Raw genomic sequence first — 15,530 nt, forward strand, 5'->3', positions numbered from 1 at the left:
GATTGACGTCCAGGGCCGTGAAGCCGTAATCGCGGCGAAGGCCGGGGCGCGCAACCGGTGCTGCGGACGACGCGGCCACGGACAGGCACCACAGGACGAGCACTGCCCCCGAGCCACGACGCGGCGTACGGCAACCGTCCGAACCCGCTCCGGGGACCATCTCAACGCGCGCATGTGCGTACGTATCTCGCCATGAGGTGCAGGCGACGGCAGAATCACCTCCCGGTGGCAACGGAGAGGCGGACGTCATGGTGCACGCGAATCGCACACGCGGTGCCGACTTGGGAGGCACGGACCTCGGAGGCGTCGGACTACGCGGGCTATGGGCGCGCCATGCGCTGTTCCCGCTGCGGATCTTCCTGGGCGTGACCTTTCTCTACGCGGGGCTCGGCAAGCTGATGCATCCGGCGTTCCTGGCCGCGCGCGGCACCGGATCGCTCGGCGAACTGCTGCGGCAGGTCCACTCCACGGCCGCCCTGCCGCAGCTCGTGGAACTGGCCCAGAAGAGTCCGGTGGCCGCCGGCTACGCCATCGCCGGCGGTGAAGTGCTGGTCGGCGTCGGTATTCTCGTGGGGCTGCTGGGACGGCTGGCCGCGCTCGGTGGCGCGTTGATCTCGCTGACCCTGTGGCTCACCGTGAGCTGGCAGACCCACCCGTACTACTACGGCAACGACCTCGCCTACCTGCTGGCCTGGACCCCGCTCATCCTGGCCGGCACCCCGCGACTCTCCCTGGACGGGGCCCTCACCAACCGCCGCAATCGGCACGGGGCACAGCTTTACGGCTAGGTGTGCGCACATGTCACCGCGGCTGCGCTGGCGGTGACGCAACGCCGGTCGACGACGCACGGCCCGGACGCCGGGCTCGGGCCCCGGACCGGTGGCACCGTCGTTCGGAGCCACCGTCCGACGGCCGGCGACGGCGCAGGGCCGGAGGGATGTACCGGAGTGCGCCCGCAGGACCTGGAGCGAACGCCGGGGTATTCGTCATCCACGTACCAGATGCGCCCGCGCCGAGGACGTACTCCGGTGCAGCCCTCCGGCCCCCACCCACCGGGCAGAACCGAGGCCACGCCAGCCCCCACTCACCGGAGAGAACCCGCGAAGCGGCCCCCACCAGCCGGAGCCCACAAGACGCTCGCCCCACCACCGGACAGAACCCGCGAAGCGGCCCGCCCCCACCAGGCGGAACCCACAAGGCACTCGCCCCCACCCACCGGACAGAACCCGGAAACCAGGCCCGCCCCCACCCACCGGGCGACCCCGAGACCACGCCAGCCCCCACCCACTGGAAGGCAACCGGAAGCCGCCCGAGCGCCATCCACCCCTCCGGGCGGGCCAAGCCGCGCCCCGCCGACGGCAAGAGCCGCCGAGCCGGCTCACGACGGCCCGCCCGGTGGCGAGTGCGGCCGGTGGCGGCGGACCGTGGCCCAGATGGCGGAGGTGATGCCGGAGAGCACCAGCCCTGCCGGGACGGCGAGGAACAGCCAGGGGCCCGGGGCATGCCAGACACCGAGGGCGTCGAGCCCGTAGCCGGTGCCGACGGCGACGGCCGCCGCACCGGAGACCAGCCGGCCCGGCTCGAAGGGATGGCGCTTCACTGGGGGACTCCCTGGGGGATAGGGGCCGACGAGGCGGCCGGCGGAGGGCCGGGGACGGCGCGCTCGACGGCGACCTGACCGGCCCCGACCTTGAGCGTCAACTCCAGCGCCCCGTGCGGCTTCTCGCCCTTCTTGAGGCCGTCCGCAGGCAACGTGACCGTCCGCTGCCGGCCACCCGCGGAGAAGTGCACATCCTGGGGACCGTCGCCCGGCAGATGGGTGTCGCCGACGCCCAGCCGGATGTGGAGCGTGGTGGTGACGCCTCGCGGGAGCGTCACCTGGAGGCGGCCGGCGCCCACTTCCGCGCTGCTGCGGACCGTGGCGCCGTTCCCGACGGGCAGTCGGCTGAGGTCGAGACGGCCGTCCCCGGAGCCGAGGGCGTAGTGCGGCTGGACGGAGGCGATATCGGCCGGGGCCCAGACGCGATCGCGCCAGTCCGCGGTGACGTTGGCGGGCAGCACCGTCGCGCCCGCCAGCAGCACGGCCGTCAGCACCATCATGAAGATCGTGCCGCCGCCCGCACGGCCCAGCCAGGCGCTGAGTATCAGCCCGAGGCCGAACACGACCAGCGCGCAGGCCAGACCGGCCTGGAGGGACGGGGCGAGCGCGGCGTGTTGGTGAACGGCGAGGGCGGCGCCGGTGCCGGCCAGCGCCGCCAGCAGGAACGTCCGGCCGCCGATGGGCCGCCCGGTGCGCGCGGGCGTGCGCGGAGCGGCGGTGTCCGGGGCGGCGGTGTCCGGGGCGGGCCGCCCGGTGCCGGTCCAACTCCCGTACGACCAGGAGCCGGTGGCCGCGCCGTGCGCCGACTCGTAGCGGATGTCGAGCCGGGTGTCCTCCGGCCCCCAGAGATAGCCCCCGCCGCCCGTCACGTCCCGGCTGCGGGGATCGCGCCACCAGGACGGGGTGTTCGGCGTCGGTGGCGCCTGGGTTTCCGGCGGGGCGTCGGCGACGGCCTGGGCCGTGGCGGCGTCCATGGTCTCCAAGCCCTCGGCCTCCGCGCGCCGGCGCTGTCGCGACCAGTAGGCGGAACCGGCCACGGCCAGCGTCAGCATGATGGCGAAGGACATCATGCTGCCCTTGCCGAGGGTGGTCAGGAACAACCCGCAGCCGATCAGCGCGAACAGCAGTGCCGTCAGCGCGGAGCCCTCGACGCGGCCGGAGAGCAGCCTGCGGCCCTCGTTCTCCTCCTCGCCGTCGAAGGGGATGATCAGCCAGGCGAAGCCGTAGAAGATCAGGCCGAGTCCGCCGACGGACAGCACGGCGAGCACGATGCGGAAGATGACCGGATCGAGGTCCCACTGCCTGCCGAGCCCGGCGCACACGCCCGCGACGACCTTGTGCCGCCTGCTGCGGCGCAGCGTGCCGGCCGGCCCGGCAGGCGGCGGGGTGGGACCGGCGGAGTCGGCGGCCGCCGACTCCGCGACAGGGGGTGCATCGTTCATGGAGCCATGGGGACAAGGCCCGCCGCCCCACGGGATCGGTGAAAACCCTGGCTCATCCCTGAGATCCCCTGAGAGGTCCCCGACAACCCCCTGCGGGACGCACAGAGGCCACCCGCCGCCCGCCGGATGCCGCAGAGCCCGGCGACGCGTATCCCCGTGCAGTGCCCCCGTGCAGCACCCAGGCCCAGAGTCTCCCCCCAGAACCCCCGCTCAGAATCTCCGTGCTACGAGACACGAGGTCTGTGCCCATGTGCGATGCGCCACGAACCGCACGCTGCGTCCCCAACGGGAACCACCCTGTGCCCACAATGGAAACCACGCTGCGTCGTCAGTCCGAAACACACCGCGTCCACGGCGGGAAACCCGCCGCGCCTCCGCGGGAAAAACGGCCGGGTCCCGCGGTGGCCGGAGGGCTGTTCGCCGACGTCGGAGACTATCGTTGCGCCCTGGATACGTACGGGTTTCCGGAGGGGCGTGCGGTGGCGGAGACGGCGTCGGTGGACGAGGGGCGACTGGTCGCCGGGCGATATCGCCTGGTCGAGCGGATAGGCCAGGGCGGTATGGGAACCGTCTGGCGAGCCCGGGACGAAGTCCTCGGGCGCCAGGTGGCGGTCAAACGCCTGCACGTGTCGCCGCAACTCGACGCGGACGAACTAGCCACCCGCCACGAGCGCACCACCAGAGAGGCGCAGGCCGCGGCGCGCATCAACCATCCCAATGTGGTGAGCGTGCACGACGTCGTCGACGACGCCGGGCTGCCGTGCATCGTCATGGAGTACGTCCCGTCGACGACCCTGGGCGACGCGATCAAGGAAGCCGCCCAGTCCGACACCTTCCTTTCGCCACGAGAGACCGCCCGGATCGGCCGCGGCATGATCGCCGCGCTGCGTGCCGCGCACTCCGCCGGTGTGCTGCACCGCGACGTCAAGCCGGGCAACGTCCTGCTCGGTGAGGACGGCCGGGTCGTCCTCACCGACTTCGGGATCGCCGTCGCCACCGGCACCTCCACGCTCACCAAGACCGGTGAACTGGTCGGCTCCATCGACTACCTGGCGCCCGAGCGCGTCAAGGGCGGCACCCCCGGCCCCGCGTCCGACCTGTGGGCCCTGGGGGCGACGCTGTATCAGGCCGTTGAAGGTCGGCCCCCCTTCCGGAAGAACACCGCGGTCGAGACGGCGTACGCGATCGCCGTCGACCCGTTGGATCCGCCGCGCAACGCCGGGCAGTTGGCGCCGCTGATCGAGGCGCTGCTGGCCAAGGAGCCGGCGGAGCGGCCGACCGTCGAGGTCGTCGAGCGGGCCCTGCGGACGGCCGAGGCCGAGGCGGAGACCGCGCTGATCGGCTGGCCGACGCTGGCGCTGGGGACGGTCGGCCGGGGGCGTACCGACACGGGCGAGCAGCCCGAGGCGCCCACGCGGCCGGTGGACCGTGCGGGCGGGGCGGGCGCCACCCAGGACACGGGGCGCGTCACCGGGACCGGGGCGCTCACGGACGCCGGCACGGGCGCGGGCTCCGCGACCGGCGGCCATCCGAAGCCGGCCGCCGGCGCGGGCGCCGTGGCTCCGCCGGCCGCCGGTGCCGGCACGGCCGCCACGGGGAGCGGGACCGGCGGCGGGACGGCCGCGGGCGACGACGCGACCGGCCGGGTGGCGCTGCCCGGCGACGCGGCCGGCGGAGCGCCCGCCGATGCCCGCACGGACGCGCACGGTTCGGGACCTGCGCCCCGCAAGCGGCGCGGCCGGGCCGTGGCCTGGAGTGCCGTCGGGGTGCTGGTCGTCGGGGGCGGCGCGGGCGCGGCCTGGTACGTGACGCACCGTGGCGACCCCGGCGCGGCCGGTGCATCCGGTATGTCCAGTACGTCGGCCGGTCCCCGCACCCCCGTACTGCCGAGCGCGCCGAAGAGCAGCGTCGGGCCGCCCCCGCCTCTCCCCAAGGGCTACCGCCGGGCCGACGAGAAGGCGCTCGGCGTGTCCTTCCCCGTACCGTCCGGCTGGAAGCGGGAGGCCCGGGACGGCGGCCGACAGATCGTCTACTACAGCAACGACAGCGAGCTGGCACGGCTGACCGTCAACGTCATGGACTTCTCCTCCGGGGATCAGGTGCAGCACTTCAAGGACGTCGAGGCCGACTTCAAGACCCAGTACCCCGTCTACAAGCGGCTGCGGCTCCAGGACACCGTCTTCCAGGGCGACCCGGCCGCCATCTGGGAGTTCTCCTTCCAGGGCCGGGCCCGCGAGTTCCGGGGGATCGACCTCGGCTTCGGCCGCGAGGGCAAGAAGGAGTACGCGATCTACGTGTCCGGGCCGTCCGTGAACTGGTCGAAGTACGAAGCGATCTTCTCGAACGTGAAGGACGGATTCCGGAAGAACGCGACGGTGGGCTGAGCCGGAGAAGGCGGGGTTCCCCGACCTTGCTCAGGGGGTTCCCTGAGCAAGGTCAGGGACGGGTTCAGGGTCGACCCTGATGTCTTCGGCCCGCCGGCGTGTGACGATCTGGGACATGACCACAGCGCCACCCCGCGCCGAGACGATCTACGCCGCGGCACCGGACCCCGACGACCCGCCCGTGCGCAAGCTCTACCGCAGCGCCGACGGGCGGCTCCTCGGCGGTGTCGCGCGCGGCCTCGCGGGGCACCTCGGCCTCCCGGTCTCCTGGGTGCGGGTCGTCTTCCTCGCGCTCTTCATGGCCGACGGCATGGGGGCCCTGCTCTATGCCGCGTTCTGGTTCTTCGTGCCGCTGGGCGTCGGCGGTGTCGAGACCCGGCAGCCCGCGCCCGGTGAGGGGAAGCGGCGGATCCTGGGCCGCCGGCCGGACAAGGGCCAGGTCTTCGCGCTGATCGCGCTGCTGGTGGGCGCCTCGATCGTGGCGTCCAGGTTCCAGCTGGGCCGGGCCAACGGCTATCTCTGGCCGGTGCTGCTGATCGGCGCCGGCGTCGCCCTCGTCTGGCGCCAGGCGGACAACTCCCGCCGCGCCCAGTGGCTGGAACTCGGCCGCCGCAAGGCCCTGTTCCCGGTGCTGCGCGGCGCGGCCGGCGTGCTGCTCGTCGGTGTGGGCGTGACCGGCATCGTCGTGCTCCAGGGTTCCGTGCGGAACCTGGGCTCGGTGTTGCAGGCCGCGCTCGCCGTCGTCGTCGGCATCGCCCTGCTGGCGGGCCCGTATCTGGTACGGATCACGCAGGACCTCTCCGAGGAGCGGCTGATGCGCATCCGCGCCCAGGAGCGCGCCGAGGTGGCGGCGCACGTCCATGACTCCGTGCTGCACACCCTCACCCTCATCCAGCGCAACGCCGACGACCCCAGGGAGGTGGCACGGCTGGCCCGTGCCCAGGAGCGCGAGTTGCGCGCCTGGCTCTACAAGCCGGAGGGCCGCGGGAAGGACGAGGACGAGGAGCCGGCGACGCTGGCGGAGGCGGTGCGCGCGTCCGCCGCCGAGGTCGAGGACCACCACGGCGTCCCCATCGAGGTGGTGATCGTCGGCGACTGCCCGCTGGACGAGGCGCTCGGCGCCCAGATGCAGGCCGCGCGCGAAGCGATGGTCAATGCCGCCAAGTACGGTGGCGAGGGCGGTGCGGTGCAGGTGTTCGCCGAGGTGGAGGGCCGGACGGTCTTCGTCTCGGTGCGCGACCGCGGCCCCGGCTTCGATCTGGACGCTGTGCCCGGGGACCGCATGGGCGTACGGGAATCCATCATCGGCCGGATGGAGCGCAACGGCGGCACGGCCCGACTGCGCTCCGCCCCCGATGGCGGCACGGTCGTCGAGCTGGAGATGGAGCGCGCCGAAGAGCGCGCCGAGCATCGCACGGGCGCGGAGAGACGCACCGAGTGAGCGGGGCGGCGGCCGTGGGCCCGTGGCGACAGGGCGGGCCGGGGCAGGGGATCATGACGGGGCAGACAGCGAAGGGCGGACGGACGAGATGAGCAGCGACGAGGCACAGCAGGGCGAGACCGGGAGCGGCGCGGGCGAGGACCGCACCGTGCGGGTCGTGCTGGTCGACGACCACCGGATGTTCCGTACGGGCGTCCAGGCCGAGATCGGCCAGACCGAGCGGACCCGGGTCGAGGTGGTCGGCGAGGCCGCCGACGTCGACCAGGCGTTCACGGTCATCACCGCCACCCGGCCCGAAGTCGTCCTGCTGGACGTGCACCTCCCCGGTGGCGGCGGTGTCGAAGTGCTGCGCCGCAGCGCCGCGATGATGGCGGACGCCGAGCGGCCGGTCCGGTTCCTGGCGCTCTCGGTCTCCGACGCGGCCGAGGACGTCATCGGGGTCATCCGCGGCGGCGCCCGCGGCTATGTCACCAAGACCATCACGGGCACGGACCTGGTCAACGCCATCTTCCGGGTCGCCGACGGGGACGCGGTCTTCTCGCCGCGGCTGGCCGGCTTCGTCCTGGACGCGTTCGCCTCGACGGACGCCCCGCCGGTCGACGAGGACATGGACCGCCTCACGCAGCGTGAGCGCGAGGTGCTGCGGCTGATAGCGCGCGGGTATGCGTACAAGGAGATCGCCAAGCAGCTGTTCATCTCCGTCAAGACGGTTGAGTCACATGTCTCGGCCGTGCTGCGCAAGCTCCAGCTCTCCAACCGGCATGAGCTGACGCGCTGGGCGGCGGCGCGACGCCTGGTCTGACCTGCGGTTCGGTGGGGAAGAGGGGGAGTGGTGACAGGCGAACGCCCGGTGCCGGACGGGCGGCTGTGACGGAAGGGACATGTAAAGAAGGGCCAAAGTCGCGCAACCAGGCGCGCGCGGATTTTCATCTAAGGGCGCGGAGAGGCTCGCTGCCCGAAGGCAGGGCCGGAACCCACGCCCACGTCCTTCGTGTTACGTCCTGGAAACGAGATCCCGATGAGCCTGACGGGCACTCCCTTCTTTCTCTTCGCGCTCCTGCTGCTGATCGTCGCCGTCGTGCTGCCGTTCGCCGTATGGGGCCGAGTGGCCGGACCGCCGGTGATGAAAGGGCTCGCGCGACTGCTGATGCTGCTGTTCGCGCAGGTCACCGCCATCACGGTGGTCTTCCTCCTGGTCAACAACGCCAACAACCTCTACGACAACTGGGGCGACCTGCTCGGCACCGGTAACCACATCGACGCGGCCCGTAACCTCGGCCCGGACGGCCTGGGCGGCAAGAACCTCAAGGACCAGCCCAAGGTCCACCAGGAGTTCCGGCCGGCCGACGACCCGGTGGTGGGCCCCAACGTCCAGATGACCGACCTCAAGGGCCAGATCTCCGGCGTCAACGGCGAGGTCTACGTCTGGCTGCCGCCGCAGTACAACGACCCCGCGTACAAGGACAAGAAGTTCCCGGTGGTCGAGCTGCTGCCCGGCTACCCCGGGTCCTCGAAGTCCTGGCTGGGGTCGCTGAAGGTGGCCCAGCAGCTCACACCGCTGATGCAGAGCGGTGCCGTCAAGCCGTTCATCCTGGTGTCGCCGCGGACCAACGTCCTGCCCAACGCCGACAGCGGATGCGTCAACATCCCCGGCAAGGTCAACGCCGACAGCTGGCTGACCGTCGACGTCCGCCAGATGATCATCGACAACTTCCGGGCCGGCGACAAGCCGGACGCCTGGGGCCTGGCGGGCTACTCGGCCGGTGCGCACTGCTCCGCCAAGCTCGCGCTGGCCCACCCGGACCGCTACCGCGCCGCGGTCGCCATGTCCGGCTACAACGACCCGGCCATCGAGCCCGACTCGCTCGCCGGCAAGGACCCGAAGCTGCGCGTCGAGACCAACCCGATCCACCTCCTGAAGGCCGCCAACGACGCCGGGAAGCCGCCCCGTACGGCGCTGTACATCTCCGGTGCGGCGGGCGACGGCTACCAGGCCGGCATGGGCCTCAAGCAGCTCGCGAAGCAGCCGACGACGGTGAACGTCAAGATGATCTCGGCGGGTGCCGGCGGCCACACCGTGCCGGTGTGGAAGCACCAAGTTCCGGATATCTTCCGCTGGTTCGGGCTGTACCTGCGGGCCTGACCGCCTGCGGGGCGACAGCCCGCGGGCCTGGGCAAAGAGTGTGATGCAGGGCCTGTCCGCCGGATCCGGCGGACAGGCCCTTCGCGCGTTTCCGGGGTCCGGCCGGTGAGATCGAGATCCACGGTGGCCGCGGGACAAGGTCAGTCGTTCGGGTGAATCGGCGCTGCGGCTGTGCGAACACGGCACGAATGCGCGCCGCGACGCGTTGTTACGCGTGACCGAGGCAACGGACAGGACCGGGGGAGGACCGATGCGGATCGATATCGGTGGCGGGGAGCGACCGTACCGCGACGTCGGGGGCGAGCAAGGCGAGCAACTCGTCGCGGACGGGCCGGAGATGAGGAAGCGGCCGACGACAGCGGTGCTGCAGGGCGGTCCCGGCGCCGGCCACACCACGCGCAAACCGGAGTTCACGGCGGCGGCGCGGAACACCCGGGTCGTGCGGCGGCTCGACGGGCACAGAGGGGGTGACGGCTGTGGGAGGCGGCGGCCGAGAGGTGGCGGCGCGAGCAGAGCGCCGGGCGAAGGCCGGGCGGTCAGGGGGCGGCGATGACGAACTCCGGTGGCCGCGCGACGCCGTGCGGCGGTGCGGGCGGAAGTGCCGTGGGCGGAGGCATCGTTGACGAAGGGCCGGTGGACGGAGATGCCGTGGACGGCGGCTCCGAGGGACGAGAGGGGCGCAGGGCGGTGCGTCGGGGGCGGGCTCCCGGCAGCGTGCGGGACGCGGTGATCGACTTCTGTCGCCACGTCGGTATGGACACCGTGTTCGGGAACCCCGGCTCCACCGAGCTGCGGCTGCTCCGGGACTGGCCCGAGGACCTGCGGTTCGTGCTCGGGTTGCAGGAGTCGACCGTCGTGGCGATGGCGGCCGGGCACGCGCTGGGCACGGGACGGGCCAGCCTGGCCGTTCTGCATTCGGCAGGTGGGGTGGGGCATGCGCTCGGCGCGGTGGTCAACGCCTATCGGGACCGGGTGCCGTTGGTGGTCCTCGCCGGGCAGCAGTCGCGGGCGTTGCTGCCGTACCGGCCGTTCCTGGGGGCGGACGAGCCCGAGCAGTTCCCGCGGCCGTATGTGAAGTGGAGCCGGCAGCCCGCGCGCGGCCAGGACGTACCGGCCGCGTTCGCGGAGGCGTACCGGGTCGCGATGACGCATCCGCGGGGTCCCGTCTTCCTCTCCGTCCCGGAGGACGACTGGGACTGCCCGGCCGCCCCGGTGCCACCGCGCGCGGTGTACGACGCGTTCAGCGCCGACCCGGCCGCGCTCGCCGAGCTGGCCGCGGCGCTGGACGCCGCCCGGCGCCCCGCACTGGTCGTCGGCCCCGGGGTGGAGAACGAGGGCGCCGGAAGCGATGTGGTGGCACTGGCCGAGCGGGCGCGCGCCGCCGTGTACATCGGCCCGTTGTCCGGGCGCTCCGGATTCCCCGAGACCCACCCCTTGTTCCAGGGCTTCCTCCCGCCCGTCCGGGACCGGCTGGCGGACCGGCTGGCCGGGCACGACCTGATCGTGGCGCTGGGGGCGCCGCTGTTCACGTACCACGTCCAGGTCCCTGACCCGGACTCTGACTCCGACTCCGACCTCGACCCGGCATACGGGGGCGGCGGCCCGTCGGCCAACTCCGGTCTGCTGGGGGACGGTTCGGTGCTGTACCACCTGGACTGCGATCCCGAGCAGGCGGCCTGGCTGCCGGTGGGGACGAGCATCCTGACGACGCTGCGGCCCGCCGTGCGGGCGCTGACGGGGCTTGTCCGGGCGGTCGGACCGGCGGCCGGCGGTACGCATGGGGATGCCGCCGGAGTGCCTGGCGGTACGCACGGGGATGACGCCGGAGCGCAGGGAGGGGGCCGTTCCCTGCCGCCCGTCCGGCCGCGGCCCGCCGCCATACCGCCCGCCGATCCGATACCGGCCGGGCATGTGCTCGATCTGCTGCGCGAGCGGTTGCCGGATGGCGCGGTGCTGGTGGAGGAGGCGCCCAGCCACCGCGATGACCTCCACGCCCGGGTGCCCATCGAGCGGGCCGGCGGATTCCTGACCACCGGGAACGGCACGCTGGGCTGGGGCCTGCCGCTCGCGGTGGGGCGGGCGCTGGCGGCCGGATCCGGTGAGCGGGTGGTGTGCGTACTGGGCGACGGGTCGGCGATGTATTCCGTACAGGCGCTGTGGACCGCCGTACGGCACCGCGCACCGGTCACCTTCGTCCTGCTCGACAACGGCGGTTACGAGGCGGTCGCGGCGCTGGGGCGGCGGATCGGCCTGACGGATGTACCGGGCACGGCGCTGGGCGGGATCGACTTCGCGGGCCTGGCGGCGTCGTTCGGCTGCCCGTCCCACCGCGCCGCCGGTGCCGCCGAGTTGCCCGGCGAACTGGACCGGGCACTGCGGCGGCGCCCGGAGGACGGACCGTTGCTGCTGGAGATACCGGTGCGGAGGGAGGAGTCGACGCTCTATTGAACGGTGCGTGGGGTTGAACGGTGCGTGGGGGTGAACGGTACGGGGGGTGAACGGTGCGCGGGATCGGGCTGTCCCGAGCCGGGTCGTAAGACGCTGCATGGGGGCGCGAGGCGGATGGGACATCCCCGGCGGAGGTGTGCCGGGAAGAGGGGCCCGGCGGCGGTGCCTTGGGGAGGCGGGGTGGGGGTGGGCGGGGAAGGGGGGAGGGGGAGGGGGAAGTGGTCTGAAATCTGAAAAGGTGCTTGCTGCGGGCGCCAGGCCCTAGCCCGGGCGGGTCGCTCCGGCGAACGGCAGGTGGTCGATCGGTGAGATGCGGACCGGTGCTCCCGGGTGCGGGGCGTGGATCATCTTGCCGTCGCCGATGTAGATCCCGACGTGGCTGATGCCGGAGTGGAAGAACACCAGGTCGCCGGGGGCGAGTTGGGAGCTGTCGATGCGGGGGCCCGCGTTGATCTGGGTGTAGGTGGTGCGGGGCAGCGTGACACCGCCGGACTTCCAGGCGGCCTGGACCAGTCCCGAGCAGTCGTACGCGGACGGGCCGGTCGCGCCCCATGCATAGGGCTTGCCGAGCGCGGCGTAGGCGAAGGAGACGGCCCGGGCGGCACGGGGGTCGGGGGCCGCCCGTCGGCGCTGCCCCGGGACCGGGCCCGGGCGGTCGCGTGGATCCTCGGCGTTTCCCAACGTCCGGAAGGTGGCCGTCCGTTGGCCTACGAGGGCGGCCCCGATCCTGGCCTCCGGCAAGTGCCCCCTTGTGGCTCTGGTCTCCGACAGGTGTCCCCTTGTTGTCCCGGTCTCCGGCAGGTGCTCACTTGTTGTCCCGGCCTCCGGCAGGTGACCGCTGGCGGTGGCACCGGTCTCCGGTAGGCGATTACCTGCGGCCCCGGTCTCCGGTAGGTGTGTTGCGGTGGTCTCGGGCTCCTGTAGCTGTGCTGGGTTGGCCCCTGCTCGGCGGCGGTGTAGCCGGTGGATGCTGCCGAGCCGGCGCGCGTAACCGGCCACTGCGGTCGCCTGGGGGCTGCCCGTGCGCTCCAGGACCGTGGCGCCGTCCAGGCAGCGTTGCGGGTCCGTGGACAGTGGCAGGCGTACGGTCAGCGGCCGTACGGCCGGGTCCGCTCCCGTGCGGTACCGGGTGGCGGAACTGGTGCCGGGCTCGGCCCGGCCGGCGCCGTCGGGGGCGGTGACGGCGGCGTCGGGGGCGGTGACGGCGGCGTCCGTGCGGGCCGGCGGGGCGGTGGTGCGGACTCGGGTCGTGCGGTGCGACGCCACGGGGGTCGTCACTTCCTTCCCTGGGGAGCGAACGGACGCGTCAGGATGGACGCGACCGTGACCGCGACCGCTGCCATGACGGCAACCCTGACGGCGACCGCTGCCATGACAGCAACCGCGACGGCGACCGCGACCGTGACGGCGACCGCTGCCATGACAGCGACCGTGACGGTGACAGCAACCCTGACGGTGACTGCGGCCGTCGCCGATAGCCGACGCTGCGCCGGCGGTCGCCTGGAGGAGGACGTTAGGCGCGGGCGTCACGGGTGGGCGCCTGGTTGCCCGGCATTGTTCGTTTCCGACCGCGGAGCGTACGAGGGTGACCGGGGTTCCGGCGCCGGGCGGCCGGGCGCGGACTGCCGTGACCGATGCGGTGATTGCGGGCGCCCTGCCGGAAAGGCCGTGCTATGGGGCGGCTACGATCCACCACTATGGACGTAGTAATCAATATCTTCGTCGCCCTGCACATCATCGGCATCGCCGCCCTGCTCGGCGGTTTTCTGACCCAGATGAAGGCGATGGGCGCGGGCACCGCCCGCTTTGTGCCGGGCATGCTGCACGGTGCGCTGACGATGCTGGTCACCGGCGTCGCGCTGGTCGGCCTGAACCAGGTGCAGGACCACCCGGTCAACAACATCAAGATCGGCATCAAGATCGCTGTCCTGGTGGTGATCCTGGCGCTGGTCTACGTCAAGCGGGACGAGGAGAAGATCGCCAAGCCGCTCTTCGGCACGGTCGGCGGGCTCACGATGCTCAACATCTTCATCGCGGTCCTCTGGACCTGAGCCCCGGCGGACCCAGACGGGACCCCGGCGGACTCCGCCGGACCCCGGCTGCGACGCCCGCCGCGGACCCGCCGCAGACGACTCACCGCGCGGTCATCCCGCTCCGTTCCCGGAGGCGGACGGTGACCGCGCGGTGGCGTGTGGGGGGTGGGGTGTGGGGGGTGTTCGGGGAGCGTGGGAGCTCGTCCGGAGGCCGCCCGCCGAGCCGAACCGAGGAACGGCCCCGGTCTTGCGGAGCTGCCGCGGCCCGCTCTCGCCCCGCTGGAGGTCCTGGCCGGACCTCCAGCGGGGCCCGACCTCCAGACAGGCCGGAACTTCAGACCGGCCGGACCTCCGTCCGGCCCGGATCTCTGTCCGGCCCGGATCTCTGTCCGGGCCGGGCCGGACGCTTCCGCTAGCCGGGCCGGACGCTTCCGTAGATCGGCATGTAGTAGATCGACTCCACGCGGACGCTGGCGCCCGGGTGCGGGGCGTGGATCATCTTGCCGTCGCCGATGTACATCCCGACGTGGCTGATGTCGTTGAAGAAGAACACCAGGTCGCCGGGCTGGAGGTCGCCGGTGGCGATCCGGGTGCCGGTCTTGACCTGGTCCCAGGTCGTCCGCGGCAGGTCGACTCCGGCGGCCCGCCACGCGGCCTGCGTCAGGCCCGAGCAGTCGTAGGAGGCCGGTCCGGTGGCGCCCCAGACGTACGGCTTGCCCATCTGGGCGCGGGCGAAGGCGAGCGCCTTCTCGGCCTTGGTGGAGGGGCTGCTGTCGGACGAGCCGGAGCCGGTGCCCGAGCCGCCGGGGTGCTGGTGCTGCTTCTGGGCCTGCTGGCGCGCCAGTTCCGCGGCCTTGCGCTGGGCCTCCTGCTCCTTCTGGCGCTCCAGTTCGGCCAGCCGCGCCTTCTCCTGGGCGGTCAGCCGGGCCAGCAGCTGCCGGGCCTCGGCCAGTTTGGCCTGCACCGACTGCTTGTTCTCCTTGAGGGACGCCTGGGACTGCTGGAGGCTCTCCAGGCTGCGGGTCGCCTCGGCCCGCTGCCGTGCCGCCGCCGCGGCCTGCTGCTCGTAGCCGGTGATCGCCTGCTTCTGCCGGCCGGTCAGCCGCTCCATGAGGTGGTTGCGGTCGACGAACTGCTGCGGGTCCTTGGCGAGCATCAGCTGCGCCGTCGGATTCATGCCGCCCGTCTGGTACTGGGCCGAGGCGAAGGTGCCCAGCTCGCGCCGGGATTCGTTCATCTTCTCCGCGCGCTTGGCGGCCTCGTCGAGCAGGCGGTTCACGGTCCGCTGCTGGCCGTCCGCCTTCTCCTTGGCGGCGTTGTACTTCTGGGTGGCGACCTCGGCCTGCTGGTAGAGGCCGTCGACCTTCTGCTTGACGTCCTCGATGGACGGCTTCGGTGCCGTGGGGGCCGCGTCGGCGGTCTGCGAGAGCAGGGTCACCGAGGCGAGGGCGGCGGTGGTGAGCCCGGCGGCGGTGCGGCGGCTGCCGGGCGAGGTGAGTATGTGGGTTCGCGGCTTGCGGTGCGACGCCAAGGCCGGCGACTCCTTCCGTGGACCGCCTACCGGGTTAGCTGTCGGGTTCGGGCGGTGGTGCTGACGGAAGGCTTGCCCTACGGTCCGTACGTCCGCCTGGCGACGGCCGTACCGATCGATTCACCCCGGTGGTGCTGGTGGGTCCCCGGCTCCGGGTGCCTGACGGCAGGCCGGACTCGGCGGAGGCGGCCCGTGCGGACGCTGTCGTCCGCGGGGAGAGCGGGCTGCCCGAGCGAGACCGTAGCCAACTCGTGTGGCTCCTGTGAAGGCTGATGTTCGATATGCCCGAAACCTTTTCGTGACCTGAACGCGGCTCCTGCTTCCCTGTGATGGAAGTCGTCCACGGGCGGCCCCTCCTGCGCGCGGGCTGGTACGGTGCCCGGTCGCGCCGCGTACGGAGGGCTCGGGAGCGCGCTCCGCACCGGGCCCGGCGGGTCGCCGCCGGGACGTCCGCGCCCCGATTCCCCGCCGCAATCGGCCACTCCGCAACCGCTTGTCAGTGCGGCGG

12 protein-coding genes and 1 riboswitch are annotated in these 15,530 nt (G+C 72.6%); of the genes, 7 read left to right on the forward strand and 5 right to left on the reverse strand.

Annotated elements, in window-relative coordinates; all coding sequences use genetic code 11:
* Positions 1-248: 248 nt before the first annotated feature.
* Positions 249-788: a DoxX family protein gene (locus tag RZ84_RS21810; protein WP_043265699.1), complete on the forward strand. Its 540-nt coding sequence runs from the start codon at positions 249-251 to the stop codon at positions 786-788.
* A gap of 590 nt (positions 789-1,378) precedes the next feature.
* Here the strand turns inward: RZ84_RS21810 and RZ84_RS21815 are convergent.
* Both RZ84_RS21815 and RZ84_RS21820 read right to left on the reverse strand, forming a co-directional pair.
* Positions 1,379-1,600 (reverse strand): hypothetical protein, encoded by a 222-nt coding sequence (locus RZ84_RS21815; protein ID WP_043265700.1) that lies wholly within the window; start codon positions 1,598-1,600, stop codon positions 1,379-1,381.
* On the reverse strand, positions 1,597-3,042 hold the full coding sequence (locus RZ84_RS21820) for a PspC domain-containing protein (protein ID WP_052230080.1): 1,446 nt from the start codon (positions 3,040-3,042) through the stop codon (positions 1,597-1,599). Before RZ84_RS21820 ends, RZ84_RS21815 begins: the two co-directional genes overlap by 4 nt.
* A gap of 560 nt (positions 3,043-3,602) precedes the next feature.
* Here RZ84_RS21820 and RZ84_RS21825 point away from each other — a divergent pair.
* The 5 genes from RZ84_RS21825 (at position 3,603) to RZ84_RS21845 (ending at position 11,458) form a co-directional block, all read left to right on the forward strand.
* Positions 3,603-5,426, forward strand: a complete 1,824-nt coding sequence (locus RZ84_RS21825) for a serine/threonine-protein kinase (RefSeq protein ID WP_241778080.1) — start codon at positions 3,603-3,605, stop codon at positions 5,424-5,426.
* Positions 5,427-5,541: 115 nt separating this feature from the next.
* Positions 5,542-6,867, forward strand: coding sequence for an ATP-binding protein (locus RZ84_RS21830; protein ID WP_043265701.1), 1,326 nt, complete (start codon positions 5,542-5,544; stop codon positions 6,865-6,867).
* A gap of 88 nt (positions 6,868-6,955) precedes the next feature.
* Positions 6,956-7,669, forward strand: a complete 714-nt coding sequence (locus tag RZ84_RS21835; protein ID WP_043265702.1) for a LuxR C-terminal-related transcriptional regulator — start codon at positions 6,956-6,958, stop codon at positions 7,667-7,669.
* A gap of 216 nt (positions 7,670-7,885) precedes the next feature.
* Positions 7,886-9,010 carry an alpha/beta hydrolase gene (locus tag RZ84_RS21840; RefSeq protein WP_043265703.1) on the forward strand — a complete coding sequence of 375 codons (1,125 nt, stop codon included), beginning with the start codon at positions 7,886-7,888 and terminating at the stop codon, positions 9,008-9,010.
* Between the two features lie 633 nt (positions 9,011-9,643).
* Positions 9,644-11,458 (forward strand): thiamine pyrophosphate-dependent enzyme, encoded by a 1,815-nt coding sequence (locus RZ84_RS21845; protein WP_241777805.1) that lies wholly within the window; start codon positions 9,644-9,646, stop codon positions 11,456-11,458.
* A gap of 261 nt (positions 11,459-11,719) precedes the next feature.
* Here the strand turns inward: RZ84_RS21845 and RZ84_RS36895 are convergent, their stop codons facing one another.
* Together RZ84_RS36895 and RZ84_RS39125 are read right to left on the reverse strand one after the other, a co-directional pair.
* Positions 11,720-12,736 (reverse strand): C40 family peptidase, encoded by a 1,017-nt coding sequence (locus tag RZ84_RS36895; protein WP_052230082.1) that lies wholly within the window; start codon positions 12,734-12,736, stop codon positions 11,720-11,722.
* Positions 12,733-12,879 carry a hypothetical protein gene (locus RZ84_RS39125; protein WP_157878877.1) on the reverse strand — a complete coding sequence of 49 codons (147 nt, stop codon included), beginning with the start codon at positions 12,877-12,879 and terminating at the stop codon, positions 12,733-12,735. Before RZ84_RS39125 ends, RZ84_RS36895 begins: the two co-directional genes overlap by 4 nt.
* 276 nt (positions 12,880-13,155) lie before the next feature.
* On the opposite strand from RZ84_RS39125, the gene RZ84_RS21860 reads away from it, so the two are divergent.
* Positions 13,156-13,509, forward strand: coding sequence for a hypothetical protein (locus tag RZ84_RS21860; protein WP_043265704.1), 354 nt, complete (start codon positions 13,156-13,158; stop codon positions 13,507-13,509).
* Between the two features lie 394 nt (positions 13,510-13,903).
* On the opposite strand, the gene RZ84_RS21865 is transcribed toward RZ84_RS21860, so the two are convergent.
* Positions 13,904-15,022 (reverse strand): C40 family peptidase, encoded by a 1,119-nt coding sequence (locus RZ84_RS21865; RefSeq protein WP_043265705.1) that lies wholly within the window; start codon positions 15,020-15,022, stop codon positions 13,904-13,906.
* A gap of 7 nt (positions 15,023-15,029) precedes the next feature.
* A riboswitch (cyclic di-AMP (ydaO/yuaA leader) is annotated at positions 15,030-15,214 on the reverse strand.
* Between the last annotated feature and the right edge of the window lie 316 nt (positions 15,215-15,530).

This window comes from Streptomyces sp. CT34 (genome assembly GCF_000805335.1).
Lineage (GTDB): Bacteria > Actinomycetota > Actinomycetes > Streptomycetales > Streptomycetaceae > Streptomyces.